At 37.3% G+C, this 23,998-nt stretch carries 23 protein-coding genes; 14 read left to right on the top strand and 9 right to left on the bottom strand.

The genetic code is table 11. From position 1 onward, the window contains the following. Positions 1-6 precede the first annotated feature (6 nt). On the bottom strand, positions 7-978 hold the full coding sequence (gene hemB / locus LQV35_RS06650; RefSeq protein ID WP_230057097.1) for a porphobilinogen synthase: 972 nt from the start codon (positions 976-978) through the stop codon (positions 7-9). Between the two features lie 60 nt (positions 979-1,038). Here hemB and ribA point away from each other — a divergent pair, with 60 nt between their 5' ends. From ribA to dnaJ, 6 genes are all read left to right on the top strand, one after another. Then, positions 1,039-1,617: a GTP cyclohydrolase II gene (gene ribA / locus LQV35_RS06645; RefSeq protein WP_230057096.1), complete on the top strand. Its 579-nt coding sequence runs from the start codon at positions 1,039-1,041 to the stop codon at positions 1,615-1,617. Further along, positions 1,601-2,143, top strand: a complete 543-nt coding sequence (rsmG, locus tag LQV35_RS06640; protein ID WP_230057095.1) for a 16S rRNA (guanine(527)-N(7))-methyltransferase RsmG — start codon at positions 1,601-1,603, stop codon at positions 2,141-2,143. Before ribA ends, rsmG begins: the two co-directional genes overlap by 17 nt. After that, positions 2,137-2,337: a PP0621 family protein gene (locus LQV35_RS06635; RefSeq protein ID WP_230057094.1), complete on the top strand. Its 201-nt coding sequence runs from the start codon at positions 2,137-2,139 to the stop codon at positions 2,335-2,337. Before rsmG ends, LQV35_RS06635 begins: the two co-directional genes overlap by 7 nt. Position 2,338: 1 nt before the next feature. Next, the gene (locus tag LQV35_RS06630; RefSeq protein WP_230057093.1) at positions 2,339-2,695 is read left to right on the top strand and encodes a hypothetical protein; all 357 of its coding nucleotides are present in this window, start codon (positions 2,339-2,341) and stop codon (positions 2,693-2,695) included. Positions 2,696-2,799: 104 nt separating this feature from the next. Continuing rightward, positions 2,800-3,654 carry a zinc metalloprotease HtpX gene (htpX, locus tag LQV35_RS06625; RefSeq protein ID WP_230057092.1) on the top strand — a complete coding sequence of 285 codons (855 nt, stop codon included), beginning with the start codon at positions 2,800-2,802 and terminating at the stop codon, positions 3,652-3,654. A 9-nt stretch (positions 3,655-3,663) separates the two neighbouring features. Next, a complete protein-coding gene (gene dnaJ / locus LQV35_RS06620) occupies positions 3,664-4,788 on the top strand; it encodes a molecular chaperone DnaJ (RefSeq protein WP_230057091.1) in 1,125 nt (374 codons plus the stop codon). 84 nt (positions 4,789-4,872) lie between these two features. Here dnaJ and LQV35_RS06615 read toward each other — a convergent pair whose 3' ends face one another. The 3 genes from LQV35_RS06615 to nhaD are packed head-to-tail and all read right to left on the bottom strand — an operon-like array spanning position 4,873 to position 8,335. Further along, complete coding sequence (locus LQV35_RS06615) at positions 4,873-5,370, bottom strand: DNA-deoxyinosine glycosylase (RefSeq protein WP_230057090.1); 498 nt, start codon at positions 5,368-5,370, stop codon at positions 4,873-4,875. A gap of 59 nt (positions 5,371-5,429) precedes the next feature. Further along, complete coding sequence (gene guaA / locus LQV35_RS06610) at positions 5,430-6,965, bottom strand: glutamine-hydrolyzing GMP synthase (protein WP_230057089.1); 1,536 nt, start codon at positions 6,963-6,965, stop codon at positions 5,430-5,432. Then, positions 6,965-8,335 (bottom strand): sodium:proton antiporter NhaD, encoded by a 1,371-nt coding sequence (nhaD, locus tag LQV35_RS06605; protein WP_230057088.1) that lies wholly within the window; start codon positions 8,333-8,335, stop codon positions 6,965-6,967. Before nhaD ends, guaA begins: the two co-directional genes overlap by 1 nt. Positions 8,336-8,515: 180 nt before the next feature. Here nhaD and LQV35_RS06600 point away from each other — a divergent pair, with 180 nt between their 5' ends. From LQV35_RS06600 to LQV35_RS06565, 8 genes are read left to right on the top strand one after another with little or no spacing between them, the layout of a single operon-like run. After that, positions 8,516-8,986: a hypothetical protein gene (locus tag LQV35_RS06600; protein WP_230057087.1), complete on the top strand. Its 471-nt coding sequence runs from the start codon at positions 8,516-8,518 to the stop codon at positions 8,984-8,986. Beyond that, complete coding sequence (uvrC, locus tag LQV35_RS06595) at positions 8,973-10,802, top strand: excinuclease ABC subunit UvrC (RefSeq protein ID WP_230057086.1); 1,830 nt, start codon at positions 8,973-8,975, stop codon at positions 10,800-10,802. Before LQV35_RS06600 ends, uvrC begins: the two co-directional genes overlap by 14 nt. Beyond that, entirely contained in the window at positions 10,789-11,532 is a 744-nt protein-coding gene (locus LQV35_RS06590) for a hypothetical protein (RefSeq protein WP_230057085.1), read from the top strand. Before uvrC ends, LQV35_RS06590 begins: the two co-directional genes overlap by 14 nt. After that, positions 11,529-14,399, top strand: coding sequence for a response regulator (locus LQV35_RS06585; protein ID WP_230057084.1), 2,871 nt, complete (start codon positions 11,529-11,531; stop codon positions 14,397-14,399). Before LQV35_RS06590 ends, LQV35_RS06585 begins: the two co-directional genes overlap by 4 nt. 48 nt (positions 14,400-14,447) lie before the next feature. Then, positions 14,448-14,954, top strand: a complete 507-nt coding sequence (locus LQV35_RS06580; protein WP_230057083.1) for a YqhA family protein — start codon at positions 14,448-14,450, stop codon at positions 14,952-14,954. Positions 14,955-14,975: 21 nt separating this feature from the next. Then, a complete protein-coding gene (gene hemE / locus LQV35_RS06575) occupies positions 14,976-16,001 on the top strand; it encodes a uroporphyrinogen decarboxylase (RefSeq protein ID WP_230057082.1) in 1,026 nt (341 codons plus the stop codon). A 1-nt stretch (position 16,002) separates the two neighbouring features. Continuing rightward, positions 16,003-16,914, top strand: coding sequence for a radical SAM protein (locus LQV35_RS06570; protein WP_230057081.1), 912 nt, complete (start codon positions 16,003-16,005; stop codon positions 16,912-16,914). Continuing rightward, positions 16,914-17,747, top strand: a complete 834-nt coding sequence (locus tag LQV35_RS06565) for a pyridoxamine kinase (RefSeq protein WP_230057080.1) — start codon at positions 16,914-16,916, stop codon at positions 17,745-17,747. Before LQV35_RS06570 ends, LQV35_RS06565 begins: the two co-directional genes overlap by 1 nt. Positions 17,748-18,190: 443 nt before the next feature. Here LQV35_RS06565 and LQV35_RS06560 read toward each other — a convergent pair whose 3' ends face one another. The 5 genes from LQV35_RS06560 to gyrA all read right to left on the bottom strand — a co-directional run bounded on the left by LQV35_RS06560 (position 18,191) and on the right by gyrA (position 23,980). After that, positions 18,191-19,216: an aspartate-semialdehyde dehydrogenase gene (locus LQV35_RS06560; RefSeq protein ID WP_230057079.1), complete on the bottom strand. Its 1,026-nt coding sequence runs from the start codon at positions 19,214-19,216 to the stop codon at positions 18,191-18,193. A gap of 113 nt (positions 19,217-19,329) precedes the next feature. Continuing rightward, on the bottom strand, positions 19,330-20,484 hold the full coding sequence (locus tag LQV35_RS06555; protein WP_230057078.1) for a sigma-54-dependent transcriptional regulator: 1,155 nt from the start codon (positions 20,482-20,484) through the stop codon (positions 19,330-19,332). Beyond that, positions 20,481-20,882 (bottom strand): hypothetical protein, encoded by a 402-nt coding sequence (locus tag LQV35_RS06550; protein ID WP_230057077.1) that lies wholly within the window; start codon positions 20,880-20,882, stop codon positions 20,481-20,483. Before LQV35_RS06550 ends, LQV35_RS06555 begins: the two co-directional genes overlap by 4 nt. Further along, entirely contained in the window at positions 20,858-21,355 is a 498-nt protein-coding gene (locus LQV35_RS06545) for an LPP20 family lipoprotein (RefSeq protein WP_230057076.1), read from the bottom strand. The genes LQV35_RS06550 and LQV35_RS06545 overlap by 25 nt, the downstream gene beginning before the upstream one ends. A 15-nt stretch (positions 21,356-21,370) precedes the next feature. After that, positions 21,371-23,980: a DNA topoisomerase (ATP-hydrolyzing) subunit A gene (gene gyrA / locus LQV35_RS06540; protein ID WP_230057075.1), complete on the bottom strand. Its 2,610-nt coding sequence runs from the start codon at positions 23,978-23,980 to the stop codon at positions 21,371-21,373. Positions 23,981-23,998 lie beyond the last annotated feature (18 nt).

Raw genomic sequence — 23,998 nt, 5'->3', positions numbered from 1 at the left:
AAACCCCTATCTTTTTAAAATTTCAGCCGCTTCCTTGGCGTGATAGGTTATGATAAGGCTTGCTCCAGCCCTCTTAAATCCTATCAAAGTCTCCATCATAACTCGCTCATAATCAATCACGCCAGCCTTTGCAGCAGCTTTTAGCATGGCATACTCCCCGCTCACATTATACACGCAAAGCGGTAGCAAAGTCCTTTCTTTAATATCTCTGATGATGTCTAAATACGCCAAAGCTGGCTTTACCATCAATATATCCGCCCCTTGTGCCTCATCTTGCAAACTCTCATTTATCGCTTCTAGCCTATTTGCACTATCCATCTGATAACTTCTTCTGTCGCCAAAGCTAGGTGCACTCTCAGCCACATCACGGAAAGGTCCGTAGTATGCAGAAGCAAATTTAGTCGAATAGCTCATGATAGGCAAATTTTCATATCCATTTTCATCAAGGGTCGCTCTAAGTGTCTCTATGATACCATCCATCATTCCGCTTGGAGCTATCATATCAGCACCATTTTTGGCATGTATCAAAGCCTGTTTTGCTGAAATTTCAAGTGTGGCGTCGTTATCAACAGTCTCATGCGCATGGTCTAAAATCCCACAATGCCCGTGGTCTGTGTATTCACAAAAGCAAAGATCTGTAATGACAAGAAGCTCTGGAAATTTCGCCTTTATCGCCCTTAAAGAAGTCGCTATGATACCATCATCGCTAAGTGCGTCCGAGCCGATACTATCCTTTGTGGCTGGGATTCCAAACAGTATAATAGACTTAATACCAAGCCTTACAACATCTTCACACTCTTTTAAAATTTCATCAAGGCTCATTTGAAAAACGCCCGGCATTGATGAAATTTCTTTTTTTACCCCATTTCCAGGCACAACAAAAAGCGGATAGATAAGATCGGAAGTATTTAGCGTGGTCTCTTTTATCATCTGTCTTAAATTTTGGTTGATTCTTAGCCTTCTAAATCGTTTAAACATATTTTTTCCTTATTTTTGATACAATTTTACCAAGTTTAACATAACAGGAGTTAAATTTTTATGAATATTGAATTTTCAAATATAGCAAACCTGCCATCAAGATTTGGGCAGTTTAAGATAAAAGCCTTTAAAGAAGGTGCAAAAGAGCATATGGCGATATATAAAGAGCCTTTTGGCGAAGTGGTAAATGTGCGAATTCACTCAGAGTGCTTGACCGGCGATGCGATGGGAAGCCTAAAATGCGACTGCCGAGATCAACTTGAAGCAAGCCTAAAATATATCCAAGAACACGGTGGCATGGTCATATATCTGCGTCAAGAAGGGCGAAATATCGGGCTTTTAAACAAAGTAAATGCTTACGCCCTGCAAGATAAGGGCTTTGACACCATAGAAGCCAACCATCAGCTTGGCTTTAAAGCCGATGAGAGGACTTATGAGATTGTTGATTTTATACTCAAAGATTTTGGTATAAAAAAGATAAATTTACTCACAAACAACCCACTTAAACTAATGAGCCTAAGTTGCGTAGAGGTAGTATCAAGAGTGCCGATTATCATCGAGCCAAACAAATATAATGAGGATTATTTGCGTATAAAAAAAGAACAAATGGGACACATGCTTGATGAAAATTCCAAGTGATTTTAGTCAAAATGTGGCTAAATTTAGTGAGATTTTAGTTAAGTTTAACAAAGTCCATAGCTTGACAAATTACAAAAATTTAAACGAACAAGTCCAAGATAGTATAAAACCACTTGATTTTCTAGATCTAAGAGATATAAAAATCGCCATAGATGTTGGCTCTGGGGCTGGATTTCCAGCGATTTTTTTAGCTATGATTTTAAAAGATTGTAAATGGCATTTGTTTGAGCCAAATATAAAAAAGTCATCTTTTTTAAGCTTTGTAAAGGCTAGTTTGAGCTTAGAAAATTTAGTCATTCACAGCCAAAAAATCGAACTTGCAGAGAAATTTCATGCTGAACTTATCACTTCAAGGGCGTTGATGAAAACAAAAGATCTTATAAATCTATGCAATGGATTTTATGATGAAAAAACAAAATTTTTGCTTTATAAAGGCTCAAGCGTAAGCGATGAGCTGACAGGGCTAAAAGCAGAAATTTACAATGAAAAAAATAGAAATTATGTAGTAATGGATGGGATATGTTAGGAAAATTTTTAACGCTAATCATCGTTGGCGTCGTTATTTATGTTGTGTTTTTTAAAATTTTACGAAAAAAAGATGGGACAAACAAAGAGATTGAAAATTTCGTTGAGTGCGAAAAGTGTGGTACCTTTGTTGCAAGCAAAGAAGCAGTATTAAGTAATGGCAAATTTATCTGCCGTGAATGCATAAAGGGTTAAAATGCAGCTAATAGGACATCCACTCGTGCCTTATGAGCCACTAAAATTTGTAAAATATGAAAAAGATATTTGCAAAAACTGTGTTATAAATTTTGACGAAAATTTGATAGGGGTAGCCCAGAAAAAAAAGGTTGAGTTTGGCTTGATTTGTACGAGTATAAGCGAGGCTATTATAGCAAATGCAGTTGGGGCAAAAATTATTATTTGCGAAAAAAATATAGCTAAAAATATCGCCAAACTAGCACAGTTTTATCTCTTTGATAGCAAAATCGCCTGTTTTATAAAAACTGATAGTGAGCTTGAAAATTTAGCCGAGCTTGAGGTTGATACAGCGATTTACAAGCAAGCACTAACTTAAATAAAATTTACGATCTACGCAAATTTAAACACTCGTTTTTATAAAAGTGAGATAAAATTTAAAATTTTGATATAATATCAGGCTAAAATTTATGGAGGTGACAAATGGAAATTTTTAAAACTGCGATATTAATGGGCGGACTTACATTTTTGTTTGTCTTTGCAGGTGGTCAGATAGCTGGTCAGCAAGGCATGATGATAGCTTTTTTGATGGCTCTTGGAATGAACTTTTTTAGCTATTTTTTCAGTGACAAGCTAGTTTTAAAGCGCTACAAAGCCGTACAAGTTGATGAAAATAATGCGAGTGGATTGTTTGAGATAGTTCGTGAGTTGTGCAAAAAAGCAAATTTGCCAATGCCAAAAGTATATATCATACCAGAGCAAGCCCCAAATGCATTTGCAACAGGTCGTAACCACTCAAACGCCGCAGTAGCAGTGACTGAAGGACTTTTAAATTTACTTGATAAAGATGAGATAGAAGGGGTTATAGCTCACGAACTAAGCCATGTAAAACACTATGACATCCTTACTGGCTCCATAGCCGCTGTAATAGCAGGGGCAATAGCCATGCTTGCAAATATGGCTCAGTTTGGCATGCTAAATCGCGATGACAACAGACAAGGCGGCGGTATGGCTACGATAGTTATGGCTGTTATTTTACCGCTAGCAGCAACAGTCATACAAATGGCAATCTCAAGAGAGCGAGAGTATAAGGCAGATAAGGGTGCAGCGATGATGACTAAAAAGCCTGAAAATTTAGCCAGTGCACTACAAAAACTAGAAAACTACTCCAAAAACTATGCAATGCAAAATGCAAGCCCTCAATCAGCACATATGTTTATCATAAACCCTTTTGGACAGCTTGCAAGCACCTTCAGTACGCTATTTAGAACACACCCGCTTACAAGAGATCGCATAGCGGTACTAAATGAGATAAAACAAGAGTTACAAAAAAGTTAAAGGGGAAATGTGGAACAAAGTTACTACGAAATTTTAGAAGTTAGCAAAAATGCAAGTGCCGAGAATCTGAAAAAAGCATATCGCAAACTTGCATTAAAATATCATCCAGATCGCAATCAAGGCGATAAAGATGCCGAAGAAAAATTTAAAGCGGTCAATGAAGCCTATCAAGTACTAAGCGATCCACAAAAGCGTGAAACATACGACAGATATGGAAAAGATGGTTTAAATGGAGCTGGTGGATTTGGTGGATTTAGCGCGGATTTTGACATAAACGATATATTTGAATCGTTTTTTGGAGGTTTTGGTGGAGCTGGTGGCTCTAGCAAAAGGCGAACTAGACGCAATGAAAAATACCCAGCTGATATCGAAATTTCGCTTACTATTGACTTTCATGAAGCAGTTTTTGGTTGCGAAAAAGAGGTTGAGTATAAAAATAAAACTGCGTGTAGTGCTTGCCATGGAACAGGTGCAAAAGATGGGAAAATTTCAACCTGTAAGCATTGTGGTGGAAGCGGTAGGATAAGCCAAAGACAAGGCTTTATGAGCTTTGTACAAGAGTGCCCATACTGTCATGGTAGTGGTGAAATGGCAATAGAAAAGTGCCCTAAATGTAAAGGTGGTGGCTTTGAAGAACATAAACAAAGTCTCAAAATCACTATCCCAGAAGGCATAGATAACAGCATGCGTATGCGTGTAGCAGATGCTGGAAATATAATGCCAAGTGGGGGAAAAGGGGATTTATATGTGCTTATTAGGGTGCGAGAAGATGAGCATTTTGTAAGGCATAATAATGATATTTATGTTGATGTTCCTGTATTTTTTACACAAGCAGCACTTGGCGAAAAGTTAATTATCCCGACTCTTCGTGGCTCAAAAGAGCTTGAGCTTCCAGTTGGCGCAAAGGATAAGCAACAGTTTGTCTTTGAAAATGAAGGCGTAAAGGATGTAAATTCAAAGCGTCTTGGTAGATTTGTTGTGCAAATTTCTATACAATATCCAAAAAATATCAGTGATGAACAAGCAGAGCTTCTAAAAAAACTTCAAGAGAGCTTTGGCGTAAAAAGTGGCGAAAGCACGGCCGCTAATAAAAGTGTTTTTGAGAAGATAGCAGGCTGGTTTAAGGGCGAGTGATCGCTCTTTTGCCCTATTTTATGGGCAAGCTTGTACTAGATTTGCATTTTCTTTGATATTTCTTGCCCTCCATTTTTATTACTTTTAACCTACAATTTGCTCCCACTCTTTTAGTAATTTTTCAAAATTAAATCTAGTATTTGCAGGGCTTGTTGATGGTAGCTTTATAGCACTCTTGCCAGTAGCTTTTATGATGGCTTGATTATGAAAACTTTGGCAAATCTTATAAGCTTTTGTGCCATTTGCAAAGACTGCTTTTATATTTGACTTTGCAAAAATTTCACTTAAATTAGCTGGAACTACATTTTTCATATTAGCATCCAGTGAGCCTTTTATGGTGCAACTAAGCGCCGCATCATATATAGCGATGCTATTTCTTAATAACAAGTCACACTTTTGACTATCGCTTTGTGGTACCGGCTCGCTAAAAATCTCAGCTAAAATTTTCCAAAATCTATTTCTTTTATTTGCATAGTAAAAACCATATTTACGAGAAATTTCGGAAGGAAATGAGCCAAGTATTAAAATTTGAGAATTTTCATTAAAAATAGGCTCAAAAGGATGTGTTAAATTTTCTGTCATTATATAAAACTATCATTATAAAATTTTAGGATGACAAGTAGTCACCCTAAAAGATAAGCCTATTCCCACTCTATAGTTGCAGGTGGCTTGCTTGAAATGTCGTAAACAACGCGGTTTATGCCATCAACCTCGTTTATTATTCTACGGCTTACATTTTCTAGCAAATCATGCGGAAGTCGTGAAAAGCTCGCTGTCATACCATCACTAGCATCAACCACGCGGATACAAACAGCATTTTCATAAGTACGGTTATCTCCCATCACACCAACAGAATTTACATTCAGCAACACACAAAATGCCTGCCAAGTCTTTTCGTACCAACCAGTGCTCTTTAGCTCGTCACGAAGTATAACATCAGCTTTGCGTAGTAGCTCTAGGCTTGGCTTATTTACCTCGCCCATTATGCGTATAGCAAGCCCTGGTCCAGGAAATGGATGGCGAAAAACCAAGTCACGACTAAGCCCTAGCTCAAGCCCAAGTGCACGCACCTCATCTTTAAAAATTTCTCTTAACGGCTCAATGAGTTCAAATTTCATCCACTCAGGCAAGCCACCTACATTGTGGTGACTTTTTATCGTTTTGCCAGCACCAACAACAGAGCTTTCTATGATGTCAGTATAAAGCGTACCTTGCGCTAGATATTTGACATTTGTATGCTTTTTAGCCTCTGCGTCAAAAACTTCGATAAATGTCTCGCCTATGATCTTTCGCTTTCTCTCAGGATCAGTTACGCCAGCCAAGCGTCCTAAAAATAGCTCACTCGCATCAATAGTTATAAGATCTACGCCAAGGCGAGTTTTAAATGTATTTTCAACCTGCGCTCTTTCGTTTGTACGAAGAAGTCCATTATCAACAAAAACGACGATTAAATTCTCTTTTATACAATGTGCTAAAAGCGCTGCCACAACAGAGCTATCAACACCTCCGCTAACCGCACAAAGCACTTTATCAGAGCCTACTTTTTCTTTGATCTTTGCCATTTGATCTTTAGCAAAGCTTCCCATGTTCCAAGTTGTTTCGCAGCCACAAATATGCTTTGCAAAATTTCTTAAAATTTGTGTTCCAAACTCGCTATGCTGAACCTCTGGATGAAACTGAAGTGCATAAAATTTGCGTGTCTCATCTCCAAAGGCACAAAACGGCGAGTGTTCGCTTGTCGCAAGGGAGTTAAAACCTTTTGGTAACTCAAGGACAACATCTCCGTGGCTCATCCAAACGATTTGCTTAGCTGGTGTGCCATCAAAAAGCGGATGTGTGCCAGAAACGCTAAGCTCTGCCTTGCCATACTCTTTTTTGTTTGCAGCCTCAACTTTTGCACCGTTTGTGTGTGCTAAAAGCTGCATACCATAACAAATTCCAAGCAAAGGAACGCCCAGCTCAAAAACACCCTTATCGCAAAAGTAAGCATCTTGAGCATAAACACTAGCAGGTCCGCCGCTAAGTACAACACCTTTTGGTGCTTTTGCTTTTATCTCTTCAAGCTTTGCGTTAAAAGGCAAAATTTCTGCATAAACGCCCTGCTCTCTAAGTCGACGAGCTATTAGCTGGGTGTATTGTGAACCAAAATCTAAAACAACAATATCTGCATTTTTCATTAATACAATCCTAAAATTTCAAATTGAATATACCAAACCACGATAGAAAGTATATATCCAGCGACGACCTTCCAAGCTTGTGACATATGGGCACCAAATGTATAAATTCCCTTTAGCTTACCCATAACACCAACACCAGCAGCTGAACCAAAGCTTATCATCGAACCACCTATACCTGCCGTTAGAGTAACAAGTAGCCACTGATCTAAATTCATTTGTGGGTTTGACTTAAGAACTGCCGACATAACAGGAACATTATCCACGATAGCTGAAACAAAGCCAACTGCGATATTAACCGCCGAAAGTCCAAACACATCATAAAGCTTGATAAGATAGTCCAAAAACCCAAGAAAATGTAGTGCACCAACAGCAGAAAGGATACCAAAGAAGAACATCAGCGTATCATTTTCTATCTTTGACATAAAGTGAAACAAATTGATTGGTTTTTCTTCTTTGTAAATTTTCTTGAAGATATATGTATAAATTCCAAGTAAAGACATACCAAAAAGCATGCCAAACATCGCTGGAAGATGGAAAAGCTGATGTCCTAAGACTGCACAAATGATAGTAAAAATACCAAGATATATTATCACTTTGCCACCTCTTTTGATAGCGACCTTTGGCTCTGTGGTAGGGTCAAAGTGTGGGCTTCCCTCTGGAACACTAAGCGAAAGTAGCCACGCTGTAAGCACCCAGCCTATGATAGAAGCAGGAAAAAGCGCCAAGAAGTCAACAAATGGAGCCTTGCCAGCAGCCCAAACCATAAGTGTAGTTATATCACCAAAAGGGCTCCACGCGCCACCAGCATTTGCTGCAACCACGATATTTATAGCGCCAGAGACCAAAAATGGTTTATTTTCTCGGTCGATAGTTAAAAGAACGGTCGAAAGAATGAGTGCAGTAGTAAGGTTATCTGCCACTGGACTTAAGAAAAACGCGATAACACCAGTTAGCCAAAATAGTTTTTTGTAGCTATATCCTTTTGATACAAGGTTGTATTTTAAGGCGTTAAAGACATCTCTGTCAATTAGAGCTTCGATAAATGTCATCGCGACCGTTAGGAAAAATACTATCTGAGCTATTTCAAGGATTAGATGATTTACTTCATGATTTAGCGGATGAACATCCATGCCATTTACAACCATATAAATTCCTATAAGCACAAACATAAAAGTGCCTATAAATAGCGCTGGTTTGGCTTTATTTATATGATAAACCTCTTCCGCAGCGATAAAATAATATCCGATCAAAAACACGATAAAACATAGTATACCTACCCATGTAGTTGTAAGATCGGGCATCGCACCAACCTCGCCGCCAGAGCCAAAAAGAGCTGAGAACATCAGCAACATAAGTGAAAGAATTTTCATCTTTTCTCCTTGGAATTTTTAAAATTTGTGATATTTTACTTAAAAAGAGCTAAATTTTATTTAAATTTTATTTATCGTCTCGGTTTTACTCTTTTTTTCAGGCGCCTCATCATAAAAAGGTCGAGCCTTATATCCACAACCAGCGAGAAAAATTAAGACAAAAAATGATAAAATGAGCTTATGAAACAAGCTAAAATTTTGATTGAACATATTTATAAAAATCCTTTGTATAAAAACTTAAGCAAAGCCCGCGAATACGCATGTTTGTTAAAAGTAATGCAACCACATCATAGAAATTTAATAGCATTTTGCTATGTTAGCGGCGATACACTACATTGTGCTCTAAAGCACCCTCTTGCACTACAAGAACTAAGGCATAATAGTAATATAATTAGCATAAAAAGCTTATTAAAGATTATAGCCACAAAAGCAAAAAATGATGGAAAAATATCTGTTTTTGAGGACATAAATCACATAAAATTTTTTGTTTTACATGGAGTAAAAAAACCTCAACAAACACAACAAAATACACAAATTTTTAGATCTCTCAGAGCAAAAGGTGAGTTTGAAAATTCTTGCAAAGATGAAAAATTATATGAGAAATTTGAAGCATTAAGAGCCATTATAAAGGCAAAAAATGGCATTAATTGACCAGATAAAAACTCTACCAAACGAGCCTGGCGTTTATGAGTATTTTGATGAGCAAAATCGCCTACTTTATGTAGGCAAAGCAAAAAATTTAAAAAAACGAGTAAAAAGCTACTTTTGTTTTACGCCAAAACTTGCTCCAAACCCAAAAGTTAGCATGAGAATTTCTAAAATGATAAGCCAAACTGCCAGACTTGAATACATCGTCACAAACTCAGAAGCAGACGCACTTATCCTTGAAAATTCCTTTATCAAGCAGCTAAAACCAAAGTACAACATCTTGCTTCGTGATGATAAAACATACCCATACATTTATATAAATTTAGCCAATGATTACCCTCGTTTTGAGATAACAAGAAAGATCATAAAAGGGACAAATATACGCTACTTTGGACCATATTTTAGCGGCGCAAGAGAGCTACTTGATGGGTTATATCTAAACTTTGCTTTAGTGCAAAAAAGCTCGTGCCTAAAAGGCAAAAAAGCTTGTTTATTTCATCAAATAGGTCGCTGCAAAGCCCCTTGCGAAGGCAAAATCTCTACTGATGAATACGCTAATATAGTAAAAGAAGCTATTTTAGCATTGCAAAATCCAAATTTATTAATAAAGCGACTTAAAGAGATGATGAGTAGCTTTGCTATGATGCAAAACTACGAGCAAGCTGCTGTGGTTCGCGATCAAATAGAGACTATTAAGAGTTTAAATACCAAAGTCGAGGTCGATCTTGCAAAGCTTGAGGATTTTGAAGCATACGCTGTTGTGGGCGAAAATGACTTGCTTTGCGCTGTGCGTTTTAGCGTGCAAAGCGGAAGAGTAAATGGAGTAAAAAGCGTTATCACAGCGGCAAAAGAGCTTGATGAAAACGCTATAAATGAGGCATATAAGCAAATAATCTTAGAAAGCTTTACACCAGAGCAACCATTTGTAAGCACAAAAATTTACACTCTTGATGAGTTTGAAGATAGTTGCATAATAGAAAATATCCTAAATACAAGACACAACACTAGAAAATTTAATATCCAAACACCAAAAATAGGCGAAAAGCGTAAAATTTGCGAAGTAGCTGCCAAAAATGCGCAAATAAACATCCAAAAACACCGCAAGACAAGCCAAAACGAGCTTTTATCTGAGATACAAAGCTACTTTGAGCTTGAACACATGCCCTATGTTATCGAAGCTTTTGACAACTCACACCTTTTTGGTGAGGCAAATGTTGGTGCCATGATACGATACGAAAACGGAGAATGGGCAAAGCAAAACTACCGACACATGCACCTGCAAAGCAAGAATGATTATGATCAAATGCGCGAAAGTCTTACGGCAAGAGCTTTGCGTTTTGACAAACTATCCGCACCTGATCTTTGGCTGCTTGATGGCGGAGAGGCGATACTAAGGTTAGCACATGAAATTTTAGCAAGCATCGGGGCAAATGTTGACATCATAGCCATCTCAAAGGAAAAAATAGACAGCAAAGCACATCGTGCAAAAGGTTTTGCAAAAGATAAAATTTACACCATAAAAGGCAAATTTAGCCTTAGCACTGATGATAAAAAGCTACAATTTTTTCAAAAACTTCGTGACGAAAGTCATCGTTTTGCTATAAGTTTTCACCGAAAAACAAGACAAAAAAAAGATCTTGCAAGCTCAAAGCTCGCTCAGGCTGGAGTTTCGGCTGGTAGCATAGAAAAATTAGTAAAATTTTATGGAAGTTTTGATACAATTTATAGCGCAAATTTTGACGAGATAGCAAAGCTTACAAACAAAAGCGTTGCGCAAAAGATTCAAGCGCTAAAAGGAACAAGAGTTGATAATATATGATGAAAATTTTAACATCCTAGGAATGGGCGAAAAGGCTCTTGACTTTTTAGAATTTTCAAGCCTTGCTGAATTTTTGCAACACCACAAAGACATAGGCGAGCTTGTGGTAGGATATGATAATAAACAAAGCATTATCGAGCATATACTCACACTATCATCTCACAGCAAAAAAGTACATATACGCTCACGCAGTGGCAAGCTTTTAGTTGTTATTTTAAGCGTCAATGAAATTTCTCACAAGCAATCAAACAAGCTTTACGAGCTTGACTTACGGCTTGAAGATAGGATGTTTGACGATGAGATAAACACAAAAGATGGCGCAACTCTTAGTATGTTGCGACTGCCAATGATATTTGGTGAATTTAAAAACAAACAAAGCCTAAAACAACAAAACATAACCATAAACCTAGAGTGGCTAGAGCAAGCAAATTTAAAGCTCACCCTTACAAGAGATGAATTTTTGCAATATCTTAAAATTTTCGTCCAAAGCGCAAATAAAATCGACATCACGTTACAAAATTTGATGACCGTACGCGACTATACTATGGTAAGAAAAGTTGTTGCAAAGTTAAAAGAGCTAGCGCAAAACCTTCATATAACGCCATTGATAGAAATTTACAACATGCTTTTAAATGCAAATACAACAAGCTACAACGACCTACTTATAAGCGCCAGAGAGTGTATAAACTCACTGGCTGATTTATTACAACAACAAATGGACAGAAAATGAAAAAATATCTCCTGCTCCTGCCAATAGCCCTAGCTATCCTTACATTTAGCTATGGGACATATCATCAGGCTATAAAACTAATAGACTTAAAAGAAATAAGCACAAATTTAAAAGAGCAAATCGTACTCAAAGATATAATGCGAGAACTTTTTATTGAGCGACGAGCCATCATAGATGCAAGAGATAAAAATATAGTTTTACAAAATGATATCGTTAAAAAAATAAGAGATAAGGTCAATGAAAAGATAGAGCATCTAACAAACAAAGAGCTTGCTACATCGATGGTAGAGCAGCTAGCAAATGCTAGAGAATTTATCAAACAGGGAAATATAAAATACAGTGCAGTTTTTATAAATTTTGATAAGACATTAAACAACAAAATACTGCAAAACTACTCAACCTTTGCAAAATCAGACTCTATATCGATCCAAGATAAAACTTACATTTTATCAACCACATCCATACATAACCATATTGCCAAAATGATTGATAATAGAAATTTTATACTGGATGCATTGCAAAACAAGACTGCGCCAAATAAAAGAATTATCTCTGACTGGCTTGATATGGAAAATTTGGCTGAAATTTCAAGACAAGCTTTACTAAATGATGAGATAAATGCAAAAATTTTAGTTATAACGGAAAAAAACTACGCCAAAGATTTATTTGAAGAATTTGAGAGTGCTAGACAAAATTTTGTTGCCAAAGAGCAAGTCATAATAGAAAAAGATATCATAATGTTATACAGGTTAAAAATTTACCTGACTTCACTCTTAACCAAAATCTCTGATGTCATAGATGAAAATCTCTTAAGCTCAAATGAAGAAAACATAAACAACACCAAGCTCTTGCTATTTCTTTTTACGGTGCTTTCGCTACTCTTTATGTATAAATTTTCCATCGTCTACAAGGACATGTTAAGATACCAAAAAATCAAAGAGGCTACAAATGAAGCAAAACATAGATTTAATATAAAATCAGACGATGACTCGCATGCAGATATCATAAATATACTAAGCGACATCACTCAAGAGCTACAAGATGAAAAGAGCTATGTAGAAGGTCTAAATAGGTTAAAAAATAACTATATGACACACATAGCAAAGAAGAACAAACTGCTTTTAAAAGAAAATTCTCAAGCCCTAGCCTTTCTTAAAAAAGAGCTAAAAGATGTTGAGTGCATTAAGGCGATAAATCTTATCGAAGAAAATTTCTCAGCCACACATCTCATAATAGAAAACTTAAGCAAGATAGCAAATTTCAAGCAAGAAAACCTTGTTTGCGAAACAAGTACATTTTGCCCGCAATCAACCTTTAAAAAGGCTCTTGAGGCAAATATCTACGAGATAGAAAAAAGGCACATAAACTACGCAACCTACATCGATCCGTCTATTAAAAATGAAGTTGAAGGCGATGAAAGTAAGATAATAGCCATCATCTCTGGCTTCATCTTTGGTGCAACAGCCCAGTGTAACGCCTACTCAAAGCTCTATGTTGAGATAAAACCAGCTGATTTTACCAAAAGTAGTGATGTTTCTCAAATTTTAGTAAGTGTTAAAAATGATGCTAAGCCAATGAGTGAAGCAAAGATAGCAACCATCCTAGACACGGATAAAAACCGCTTGCTTACTGCTAATTACAGCGACTTTTGGCTATCGATGGCAAATTTATACCTAAAAATGATAGGACTTGAGCTAAATATCAAAAGCATTCCAAATGTTGGAAATGAATTTTTCTTTACACTTAGGCTTCGTATCAAAAATGTTCGCGAGTCGCTCTATGATAAATTTACAAAAAATGTTGCTTTTATTGAGGATAACAACAAAGAATACAACGACTTTTTCAAGCGAACCATGGACGGTCTTGGCATTAAATTTAAAAGCTTTGTAAATGATACAAAACTACTTGCTGGACACGACTACGACATAGTCTTTACCCGCAATGAGCATGAGGTAAGCTCTGCTTTAAAAAATCTAATAAAAATAAAAGATCCACTAACGCCACTTGGAATTTTATCTTTTATGCAAACAAGCTCTCAGCTAAAAAGCGTTAAATTTAGCCTATCAAAACCACAAATTTTACTTATCGAAGATAATGGTATAAGTGTAAAATTTGCCGAGTTTGCATTTAGAAACTATAACATTAACTTAACCATAGCGCACAACTTTGAGCTTTTAAGCACACAAAGTGAGAATGAATTTACTATAATATTTACAAGCATAAATTTAACCAATACAAATGTTGCTGAGACGATAAAACGCATAAAAGATGAAAACCCAAATTTCAAAACGCCTATCATAGCAATGATCTCCAATACGAGCAAATTTTTATCGCAACAAACGATTGAGATGTTTGATAGCACCATTAAAAAACCGATGGCTGGCAAAGAGCTTGAACAAATTCTAACCAAATACATCGACAATATCCAAAGTTTTAAAAAGCAAGGCAACCTAGAAAAGACAAACAAACATATCCTGCTTTACAAAAAAACACCATTAGAAAACAAAATTTTCGCTGGTGCACTTAAAGAATTTAGCGAGTATCTGACTGTGGCAAATAGCATTGATGAATTTGAGAAAGAGCTTAAAGAAAAGCCATTTGGCGCGGTTCTTATCGATGAAAATGCGGCTGGCTTTGAGATGGATAAGGTCATACTTGATGTTGATGAGGCTAGGATCAGATATAGTGTCGATAGCAGGCTGTTTATCTTTAGCGAGATAAGCAAAGAGCTAGGCGGACTAAAATCTTATGTTAGAACACTTTCACCGCAAATAAACAAAACTAAGCTTTCAAGTATCATAAAAAATCTCCAAAGAGATGTCGAAAGTAGCGAGTATTTAGAGAGAGAGAGAGAGAGAGAGAGCTGATCAACTAATCTAAAAATTTTAGAAAAATTTAAACTACTAAGGAAAAAAATGTTAAAGAGTTTGTTTGAGAGATTGATGTTGGCGAGTAATATGTTTACCGTCTTACCAGTAGTTTTTTGTATATTGGGCGCAATAGTGCTCTTTATCATCGCAAGCTACGATGTTATCGTCGTTTTTGGCGATATTTATGCTTACTTTTTTAAAGGCATACACCCTGAAAATTTCCACTCAGATGTGGTTGGAGCAATCGTTGGAGCGATAGATCTTTATCTTATGGCACTTGTGCTTTTTATCTTTGGCTTTGGCATTTATGAGCTTTTCATAAGCCCAATAAAAGAGCTAAAAGACAGCCGAAATTTAAATGTCTTAGAGGTGCATTCACTTGATGAGCTAAAAGATAAACTCGCAAAAGTTATCGTAATGGTGCTAATCGTAAATTTTTTCCAGCGAGTTTTGCATACAAACTTTACTACGCCAGTTGAGATGTTATATCTTGCTGGTTCGATCCTAGCACTTTGTATAGGACTTTACTTCCTGCACAAAGGTCATCACTAAAATTTACAAAAAAGGAAATTTATGATATTTATTGACGCATGTTTAAAAAAACCAACCCCATACACTCCTGTTTGGATGATGCGACAAGCTGGTCGCTATCTACCTGAATATATGGCAGTAAGAGCCCAAGCCGGTGACTTTTTAAGTCTTTGCAAAGATTACAGAAAAGCAAGTGAGGTTACTATACAGCCTGTAGAAATTTTAGGCGTTGACGCAGCTATACTTTTTAGCGACATCCTTGTAGTACCGCTTGAAATGGGCATGGGGCTAAAATTTATAAAAGGCGAAGGTCCTGTCTTTGACGCACCGATAAAAACGCAGTCTGATCTTGATAAGCTAGACAGCGAACTTGCGGTTAAAAATCTCAGCTATGTATATGATACAATAGGCTTAACTAGACAAAATTTGGCTAACGACAAGGCACTCATTGGCTTTTTGGGTGCGCCATGGACGCTAGCTACATATATGATAGAAGGACAAGGTACAAAAACTTACGCGATCTGCAAAAAGATGTTATACAGCGATCCTGAGCTACTGCATAGAATTTTAGACAAGGTCACAACAGTCTGTATCGGCTATGCAAAGGCGCAGATAAAAGCTGGCGTAAATGCGATACAAATTTTTGACAGCTGGGCGGCTGCACTTGAAGAGAGTGCCTTCTTTGAGTTTAGCTGGAGCTACATCTTGCGCATAGTAGATGCCATAAAAGCAGAATTTCCAGACTTTCCAGTCATCGTCTTTCCAAAAGGCATAAGCGGATATTTAGATAAGATAAGCGGGAATTTTGATGTTTTTGGAGTGGATTGGAGTACGCCTATCGACCTTGCAAAGTCAGACCTAAGCCCACGCTATGTTTTACAAGGAAATATGGAGCCAACTCGCCTTTACAGTAAAAGGGCTATTGATGAGGGCATAGATGAAATTTTAAGCGTAATGAAAGGCACACCACATATATTTAACCTAGGTCATGGTATCTTGCCAGATATACCAGTAGAGCATGCTAAATACTTCATCAAGCAAGTTCAAGAAAAAAGTGCAAGGGCATAGTTTGAATGTAGTTTTTGGTCCGATAAACTCGCGCCGTTTTGGTATGAGCCTAGGCATAGACCTCAGTCCAAATGAAAAGTCATGCAACTTTGACTGTATTTATTGTGAGCTAAAAGGGGCAAAACCTAGAAATTTCATACCAGACCCTCCAAGTGTAGCAGATGTCATAACCGAGGTCAAAAACGCCCTAAAAACTCATCCAAATATCGATGTTATAACCATAAGCGCAAATGGAGAGCCGACTCTTTATCCGCACCTAAAAGAGCTAATAACTGAGCTAAATTTAATAAAAACAGACAAAAAACTACTCATACTAAGTAATGGCACTGGTGCACTAAATCCCAAAATACGGGACGCACTAAAAGGTCTTGACATAGTAAAATTTAGCCTTGATAGTGCGATACAAAGCACATTTAAAAAGATAGATCGCGATAAAAGCACGCTAGATATTAGAAACATCATCGAAGCAATGGCAGATTTTCGTAAAAATTTTCAGGGCTTGCTTGTGCTTGAGATACTAGTCGTTGCTGGCTTTAACGACAAGCAAAGCGAGTTTTTAGCGTTAAATGAAGCTATAAATTTTATAGCTCCTGACAGGGTTGATATAAGCAGCATAGACAGGCCTCCAGCATATCCTGTAAAAAGCGTGAGTTATGAGCGATTAAACGAGCTTGCTGGATTTATAAAAAATGTACCAGTTGTGATAGCCAAAGCCCAAAAAAGCACAGAAATTTATAACTTTAGCTGTGATGAAATTTTACAAACTTTATCTCGCAGACCACAAAGCCAAGCAAATGTGAGTGAAAATTTTAGCGAATCATCAAAACAAAACCTAGGCATACTTATAGATCAAGGCAAAGTCCATAAAGTCAGTGTGGCTGGAGTAAATTTTTATAAGATTAGGCAGGAGTAATGAAGCGAATTTTAACCATACAAGACATATCGTGCGTTGGCAAGTGCTCACTTACGGTGGCACTACCTGTTATTAGCGCACTTGGGATAGAAACTTGTATCTTACCAACGGCAGTGCTTTCAACGCATACGGGTTTTAAGAATTTTACTTTTTGCGATTTAACCGATGAGATTGAAAAAATTTGCAACACATGGAAAAGTGAAAATATAAATTTTGATGGTATCTATACTGGATTTTTGGGAAGCTTTAAGCAGCTTGAGATCATGGCAAAACTCTTTGATGAGTTTAAACAAGACAACCAGATCATACTTGTTGATCCTTGCATGGGTGATAACGGCAAGCTATATCCTGGTTTTGATCAAAATTTTGCAATGGCAATGCGCGAGCTTTGCAAAAAAGCTGATGTAATAACGCCAAATCTCACAGAAGCAACCGCGATGTGTGGTATGGAATATAAAAATGATGGTTACGATAAGGGCTATATCGATGAAATTTTATCTCGCTTAGCACAAATAGGCGCCTCAAAAATCGTCCTAAAAGGCGTAAGCTACACTAAAAATAGCTGTGGTGTTATAGCGTTTGATACAAAAAGCAACAAACAATGCGAATACTTTCACGAACTACTTCCGCTAAAAACAAGTGGAACTGGGGATATATTTGCCTCTGTGCTTTTTGGCTCGCTAGTGCTTGGTTTTAGTGAAGAAGAAGCGATAAAAAGAGCTGCAAATTTTGTCGTAGAGAGCATAAAAGTCACACTACAAGATCCAAATAAAACTTGGTACGGCGTACAGTTTGAAAAAATTTTACACACTTTAGGATCATGTCAAATTTAGCATAAATAAGCTTTGTGGCGTTAACTAATTTTAAAAAAATAAAAAAGATAGCATTTTTTAGTAGAATTTTATAGCAAGCCTATCCAAATTTTCTAAGCACTATCACAAATGTTTAATGGTTTAAACCAATATATTTACAAAGTTAATTTTAGGCAAATTTTGCTTTTTCTACCAATTAATACAAAACATACTTAGCCCATTTTTTATTGCTAGAAATTTTAATAAAGCCAAACTATAAAACCAAAATGATTAAAAAATCTTTGTTTAGAATATTATTTGATAGATTTTTAATCTATTTTTAGCATAAACTTATTAAATTTTACTAGCTTGTTATTGACAAATTTTAGCAAAAGAGCCGATATGGTAAATAAAAAAGAGAAAATGTAAGGTGGTTAGAAAATTTAAATTTTACAAAGACCGCCCAAATGAGCGGTCAATTTAGCTTATTCTTGCAGCTCTATCCATTTTTGTGCAATTCTTACAGCATTTGTTGCTGCACCTACGCGGATCTGATCTGCTGAGCACCATAGATGAAGGACATTGTCTCGGTAGTTATCTTTGCGAATTCTGCCTACATAAGTTTCGTTTGTATCGCTTGAAATTAGTGGCATCGGATACTTTTTCTCAGATGGCTCATCTACCACAACCACACTTGGTGCTTTGCTTAGGATTTCACGAGCCTTGTTTGCATCTACGCTATTTTTAAAGTGTATAGTTATGGCTTCTGAGTGGCTTCTTAGCACTGGCACACGAACGCAAGTTGCTGAAACTTCGATATTTTTGTGTAAAATTTTCTGCGTTTCATTTACCATTTTCATCTCTTCTTTTGTATAATCATTATCCAAAAATACATCAATGTGAGGTATGACATTAAACGCTAGTTGGTGTGCGAACACCTTTGCCTCGCATTCATCAAGTTTAAACTCAAAGAATTTTTGAAGCTGTAAAACAAGTTCCTCCATACCCTCTTTTCCAGCTCCACTTGCTGCCTGATAGGTCGCCACATTTACACGCTCTATATCAAAAGCATCATCAAGTGGCTTTAAAATTTGCACCATTTGGATAGTCGAGCAGTTTGGATTTGCTATGATACCGGTTTCCTTGTAAAGTGTTATGTCTGATGGGTTACACTCAGGCACTACGAGCGGGACATTTGGCTGCATACGAAAATGGCTTGTATTGTCTATCACGACCGCACCGCTTGCCGCCGCAGCCGGAGCAAAACGCTCAGAAACTGAACCACCCGCACTAAAAAATGCTATATCTATATCATGCTCTTGCCAAACAGCGTCTGTAAGCTCTTTTACTTTATAGTTTTTACCTTTAAACTCTATCTGACTTCCGGCACTTTTAGCACTTGCAAGAGGCAAAATCTCACCAACAGGAAAATCAAGCTCAGCTAAAATATTAAAAATTTCCTCCCCAACGGCACCAGTTGCACCAACGACTGCGATATTAAATTTTCTCATCTTAATCCTTTTTCATTGATTTATGGCTATTTTACAACTTTTTTTAAATATTACACCAAAATTTTGCAAACAAATTTAAAATTTTTTAAATTTATCTCAAATTTTACACAAATTTAATCTTTCACGCTTCTAGCTTGCAAAAATAGATCTTGTGCTGAAATTTCATCGCCCTCGCTTAAAATCACAGCCCTTTGCACGACAGAGATAAGCTCTCTTATGTTGCCCGGGAAGTTGTAGCTTTCAAGCTCTTTTATGGCTGATTTTGCAAAACTTTTCTTGCCTACGCCAAATTCTTTGCAGTTTAGGCTTAAAAAATGGTTAGCAAGCGGCATTATCTCCTCTTTTCTCTCACGCAGTGGAGGTATTAAAACAGGGATGGTATTTAGCCTATAATATAAATCCTCTCTAAATTTTGCCTCTTTTATAAGCTCGTCTAAATTAGCATTTGTAGCGCTTATTATGCGGACATCTATCTTGATGGGTTTAGTTGCACCAAGTCTTGAAATTTCGCGCTCTTGAAGTGCTCGAAGTAGTTTTGGTTGTAAATTTATTGGCATTTCGCCTATCTCGTCTAAAAACAAAGTTCCGCCATTTGCCAGCTCAAAAAGACCCTTTTTGCTGGCACTTGCGTCCGTAAATGCTCCTTTTTCAAAGCCAAAAAGCTCGCTTTCTATCAAATTGTCAGGTATAGCAGCCATATTTATGGCTATAAAAGGTGCTTCTTTTCGTTTTGAGTTTTTGTGTATAAAATTTGCAAAAACTTCCTTTCCAACACCACTTTGACCCATAAGCATAATGCTAGCGTCTGTTTTTGCAGCTTTTAGTGCGATATTTTGTGCTTCTTGAAGTGCTTTTGATGAGGCTATAAACTCGCTATTAATCTCTTCTGTTTTAGTTTTTTTATGCGGCGTTTTCTCTTTTAAAATTTCAACTCTTTTTATGGCCTGATAAAGCGTCTCAACATCAAAAGGCTTTGTTAAAAAGTCCTTTACACCAAGCCTTACACTCTCTATGGCTTTGTTTAAGGTAGCGTTTCCGGTCATTATAATGACATCAAATTTACCATCAAGCTCTTTTATAAACTCTATACCGTCCATGCCGGGCATATTTATGTCGGTTATGATGAGTTCTGGAGCAATACTATCAAGCTTTTTTAGAGCTTCTATCGCACTCTTAACACTAGAAATTTCAAACTCATCATAGTCGCCAAGCGCTATTTCTAGCGACTTTCGCATATTTATATCGTCTTCAACGATGAGAATTTTCATCTATCCCCCTTTGTTGAAATGGTCTTAATAATGGCTAGTTTTGACTTAAAATCTATGATAAACCTTGTTGGAAGCACGCGTAAATTTAGTGTTTTCTTTACATTTTTTTCGCTTTTTATAACTTTGCTTTTTACCCTAGCTTTATACAACATAAAACAATCAAGTAATTCTTCTTTGTGCGTGTTTAAAAATATCTCTATATCGCTATTGTTATCTTCATTTTTTATCTCACAAAGATATTTAAAATTTGCATTTTTTAGCTGTATGTGTGATGTTGTAATACTTATAGCCTGTCTTGATAAAGAGGCATTTGTAACATCGACTTGGGCTGAAAATATCAGCTGCTCAGCCCAAATCCCAGATACTAAAAGTATCAGTAAGCAAAGACTTCGTTCCACTTATTTTGATCTATCCTAAGCTCCATCTCAACCCTATAAAGCCCGTTTTTAAAGCCTTCTTCTTTGATACGAGCATTTTTTACAAGCCCTTGAACTTTAGTAGTGATCGAGCTATCTTTTAACATCGCATCGCGCACAGTGTCCTGTCCATTTACTTTCACGCCGTAAAGCTTGCCAGCAAGCTGCGCCTGAGCATCAGCGACAGCAGCGCGCTTTGCAAGAGTTTGAGCCTGTGCATATGAGATAGCATTTGTAGGGGCTATACCCTCGCCTATCGCATCAAAACTTACTTCAACTGGCGCTGTATCATATATCATCTTCTCTTTTTTCATGACCTCTCTAAGGTCATCTTTGTCTATCTTTTGTATAACAACATTGCGCTTTGCAACATCATCATCTCCAAAAAATCCATTAAACGAACAACCTCCAAAAATAACCGCTAGCAATACCACACCTAAAATTTTAGCCCTCATCACAACTCCTTAATTTTACTCTTCCAAGAGGCTTGTTTCGCCCTCATCAAGCTCATTTTCGTCATCTTCAGCTTTTGGACATCTTGCAATACTAGCCACATCGTCCCCATCGACATTTACTACGATAACACCACTTGTATTTCGACCAGCCTTACGGATACTTTGCATATCAACGCGTATCATCTTGCCACTTGTTGTAAGAGCCATCAGATCCATATCATCATCAACCATCACAACACCGATAAGATCGCCAGTACGGTTGTTTAGCTTCATGCATATAACACCCTTGCCACCGCGATTTGTCAAGCGATACTCATCAGCTGTCGTACGCTTGCCGATACCCTTTTGAGATATGCTTAAAACTTCTTGTGAGTTACTTTCTATAACTGCTGCGCCAACAACCTCATCGCCCTGCTCTTTAAATTTAATACCCGTCACGCCTCGTGCAGCTCTACCCATCTGGCGAACTTTACTTACATTAAATTTAAGGCACATACCTTTTTTAGTAACGATAAATAGCATTTTCTCGCCACTCTCTTCACCCTCAAGGCTGATCGGCTCGCCATTTTCATCGGCTTCAACCTCGGTTGCCAAAATTTCTACATTTTGCGATTCATCGTTTTCGTTCTCATTTGGCAAAAAGTCATCATCGTTTTCAACAATGAGAGCTGTAACTAGCTCATCATTTTCATCAAGGCTGATGGCTCTTACGCCAATGCTTCTGATGTTTTTAAACTCACTTAAATTTGTGCGTTTTACGATACCATTTTTAGTAAAGAATGCGAGTGATTTGCTCTCGCTAAAGTCAGTTGTTGGAATGATCGCCATGATCTTTTCATCTGCTTGAAGTTGTACGAGATTAACAACTGCTTTGCCCTTGGCTGTCCTACTTCCTTCTGGAATTTTATAGACCTTAAGCCAGTAAAGCTGACCACGATCTGTAACAAACATAAGAGTATCATGCGTGTTGCTCGTAAAGAAGCTCTCGATAAAGTCATCATCGTATGTAGTAACTGCGACCTTGCCTTTGCCACCACGCTTTTGCTTTTCATACTGTTTGCTTGGCACGCGCTTGATGTAGCCGCGGTGAGTGATGGTGACGACCATATTTTCATTTGGTATAAGATCTTCAATATCTATATCGTCATAGTCATCAACTATCTCAGTGATACGAGGAACTTTAAATTTTGAGCGAATTTCAGTTAGCTCCTCTTTTATGATATTTTCTAATAAGTCTTCACTTTTTAAAATTTTACTTAGTCGCTCTATCTCTTCAAGAAGTGCCTTTAGCTCGCTCTCGATCTCGTCACGACCAAGATTTGTAAGCTTGCTAAGGCGCATATCAAGGATGGCATTTGCCTGTAGCTCACTAAGTCCAAAATTCTCCATAAGTCCAGCTCTTGCAGTAGCTGTATCGGCGCTATTTCTTATCAAATTTATAACCGCATCGATATTATCAAGGGCGATTTTTAGACCTTCTAAGATGTGCGCTCTTGCTTTTGCTTTCTCGAGTTCAAAAATCGTTCTGCGGATAATAATAGTCTTACGATGCTTTAAGAAAAGTTTTAACAGCTCAAGAAGGCTGAAAATTTTTGGCTCTTTGTTATCGATGGCTAGCATTATAACGCCAAAAGTGCTTTCCATTGTGGTTGATTTAAACAAGTTATTAAGCACGATGTCACTCATCGCGTCGCGTTTTAGCTCGATAACAACGCGTATACCCTCTCTATCGCTCTCATCTCTAACTTCGCTAATACCCTCTATCTGCTTCTCTTTTACAAGCTCGGCGATTTGCTCGATGAGGCGAGCTTTGTTTGTTTGATATGGCAGTTCATCAATAACGATAACATCTTTATTTGGCTTTTTCTCGATGTGAGTTTTTGCACGCACCTTTACGCGTCCTCTCCCCGTACGATATGCCTCTATGATACCCTTTTTGCCAAAGATTATACCTCCAGTTGGAAAGTCTGGACCTTTTATATGCTGCATAACCTCTTCAAGGGTTGCATCTTTATTATCAAGAACAAGCAAAAGTCCATCTATAAGCTCATCTAGACTGTGCGGAGGTATATTTGTAGCCATACCAACAGCAATACCACTTGAGCCGTTTAAAAGTAAATTTGGCACTCTGCTTGGAAGTACATCTGGCTCCATCTCACTACCATCGTAGTTTGGTATAAAATCAACCGTCTCTTTTTCTATATCGCTCAAAATTTCTTCACTAAGCTTAGTCATCTTAGCTTCGGTGTAACGCATAGCAGCAGCGCCATCACCATCAATAGATCCAAAGTTACCCTGTCCATCAACACTAGGATAACGCATAGAAAAGCTTTGCGCCATACGAACAAGTGCGTCATAAACAGCAGTATCGCCGTGCGGATGGTACTTACCGATAACATCACCGACAATACGAGCCGACTTTACATACTTTGCACTTGCCCTAACTCCAAGCTTATGCATAGCATAAAGGATACGCCTATGAACTGGTTTTAAACCATCTCTTGCATCAGGCAACGCCCTTCCTATGATAACACTCATCGAATAGTCAAGATAGCTTGCCTTTATCGACTCTTCGATATCAATGTCTTGTATGTCTTGGTTTAAATTTAACAAATTATCTTCCATTTTTATCCTTAAAAGTAA

This window comes from Campylobacter suis, assembly GCF_905120475.1.
GTDB classification, from domain to species: Bacteria; Campylobacterota; Campylobacteria; order Campylobacterales; family Campylobacteraceae; genus Campylobacter_A; species Campylobacter_A suis.
This window is presented reverse-complemented; position numbering and strand designations above follow the sequence as displayed.

Bases quoted from the DNA above. Each gene is read 5' to 3' on its own strand.
- LQV35_RS06565 (WP_230057080.1), top strand. From the start codon at position 16,914: ATGAAGCGAATTTTAACCATACAAGACATATCGTGCGTTGGCAAGTGC.
- LQV35_RS06585 (WP_230057084.1), top strand. From the start codon at position 11,529: ATGAAAAAATATCTCCTGCTCCTGCCAATAGCCCTAGCTATCCTTACA.
- nhaD (WP_230057088.1), bottom strand. From the start codon at position 8,335: ATGAAAATTCTTTCACTTATGTTGCTGATGTTCTCAGCTCTTTTTGGC.
- hemE (WP_230057082.1), top strand. From the start codon at position 14,976: ATGATATTTATTGACGCATGTTTAAAAAAACCAACCCCATACACTCCT.
- LQV35_RS06635 (WP_230057094.1), top strand. From the start codon at position 2,137: ATGTTAGGAAAATTTTTAACGCTAATCATCGTTGGCGTCGTTATTTAT.
- guaA (WP_230057089.1), bottom strand. From the start codon at position 6,965: ATGAAAAATGCAGATATTGTTGTTTTAGATTTTGGTTCACAATACACC.
- uvrC (WP_230057086.1), top strand. From the start codon at position 8,973: ATGGCATTAATTGACCAGATAAAAACTCTACCAAACGAGCCTGGCGTT.
- ribA (WP_230057096.1), top strand. From the start codon at position 1,039: ATGAATATTGAATTTTCAAATATAGCAAACCTGCCATCAAGATTTGGG.
- LQV35_RS06615 (WP_230057090.1), bottom strand. From the start codon at position 5,370: ATGACAGAAAATTTAACACATCCTTTTGAGCCTATTTTTAATGAAAAT.
- LQV35_RS06630 (WP_230057093.1), top strand. From the start codon at position 2,339: ATGCAGCTAATAGGACATCCACTCGTGCCTTATGAGCCACTAAAATTT.
- htpX (WP_230057092.1), top strand. From the start codon at position 2,800: ATGGAAATTTTTAAAACTGCGATATTAATGGGCGGACTTACATTTTTG.
- rsmG (WP_230057095.1), top strand. From the start codon at position 1,601: ATGAAAATTCCAAGTGATTTTAGTCAAAATGTGGCTAAATTTAGTGAG.
- gyrA (WP_230057075.1), bottom strand. From the start codon at position 23,980: ATGGAAGATAATTTGTTAAATTTAAACCAAGACATACAAGACATTGAT.
- LQV35_RS06600 (WP_230057087.1), top strand. From the start codon at position 8,516: ATGAAACAAGCTAAAATTTTGATTGAACATATTTATAAAAATCCTTTG.
- LQV35_RS06555 (WP_230057078.1), bottom strand. From the start codon at position 20,484: ATGAAAATTCTCATCGTTGAAGACGATATAAATATGCGAAAGTCGCTA.
- hemB (WP_230057097.1), bottom strand. From the start codon at position 978: ATGTTTAAACGATTTAGAAGGCTAAGAATCAACCAAAATTTAAGACAG.
- LQV35_RS06580 (WP_230057083.1), top strand. From the start codon at position 14,448: ATGTTAAAGAGTTTGTTTGAGAGATTGATGTTGGCGAGTAATATGTTT.
- LQV35_RS06560 (WP_230057079.1), bottom strand. From the start codon at position 19,216: ATGAGAAAATTTAATATCGCAGTCGTTGGTGCAACTGGTGCCGTTGGG.
- LQV35_RS06545 (WP_230057076.1), bottom strand. From the start codon at position 21,355: ATGAGGGCTAAAATTTTAGGTGTGGTATTGCTAGCGGTTATTTTTGGA.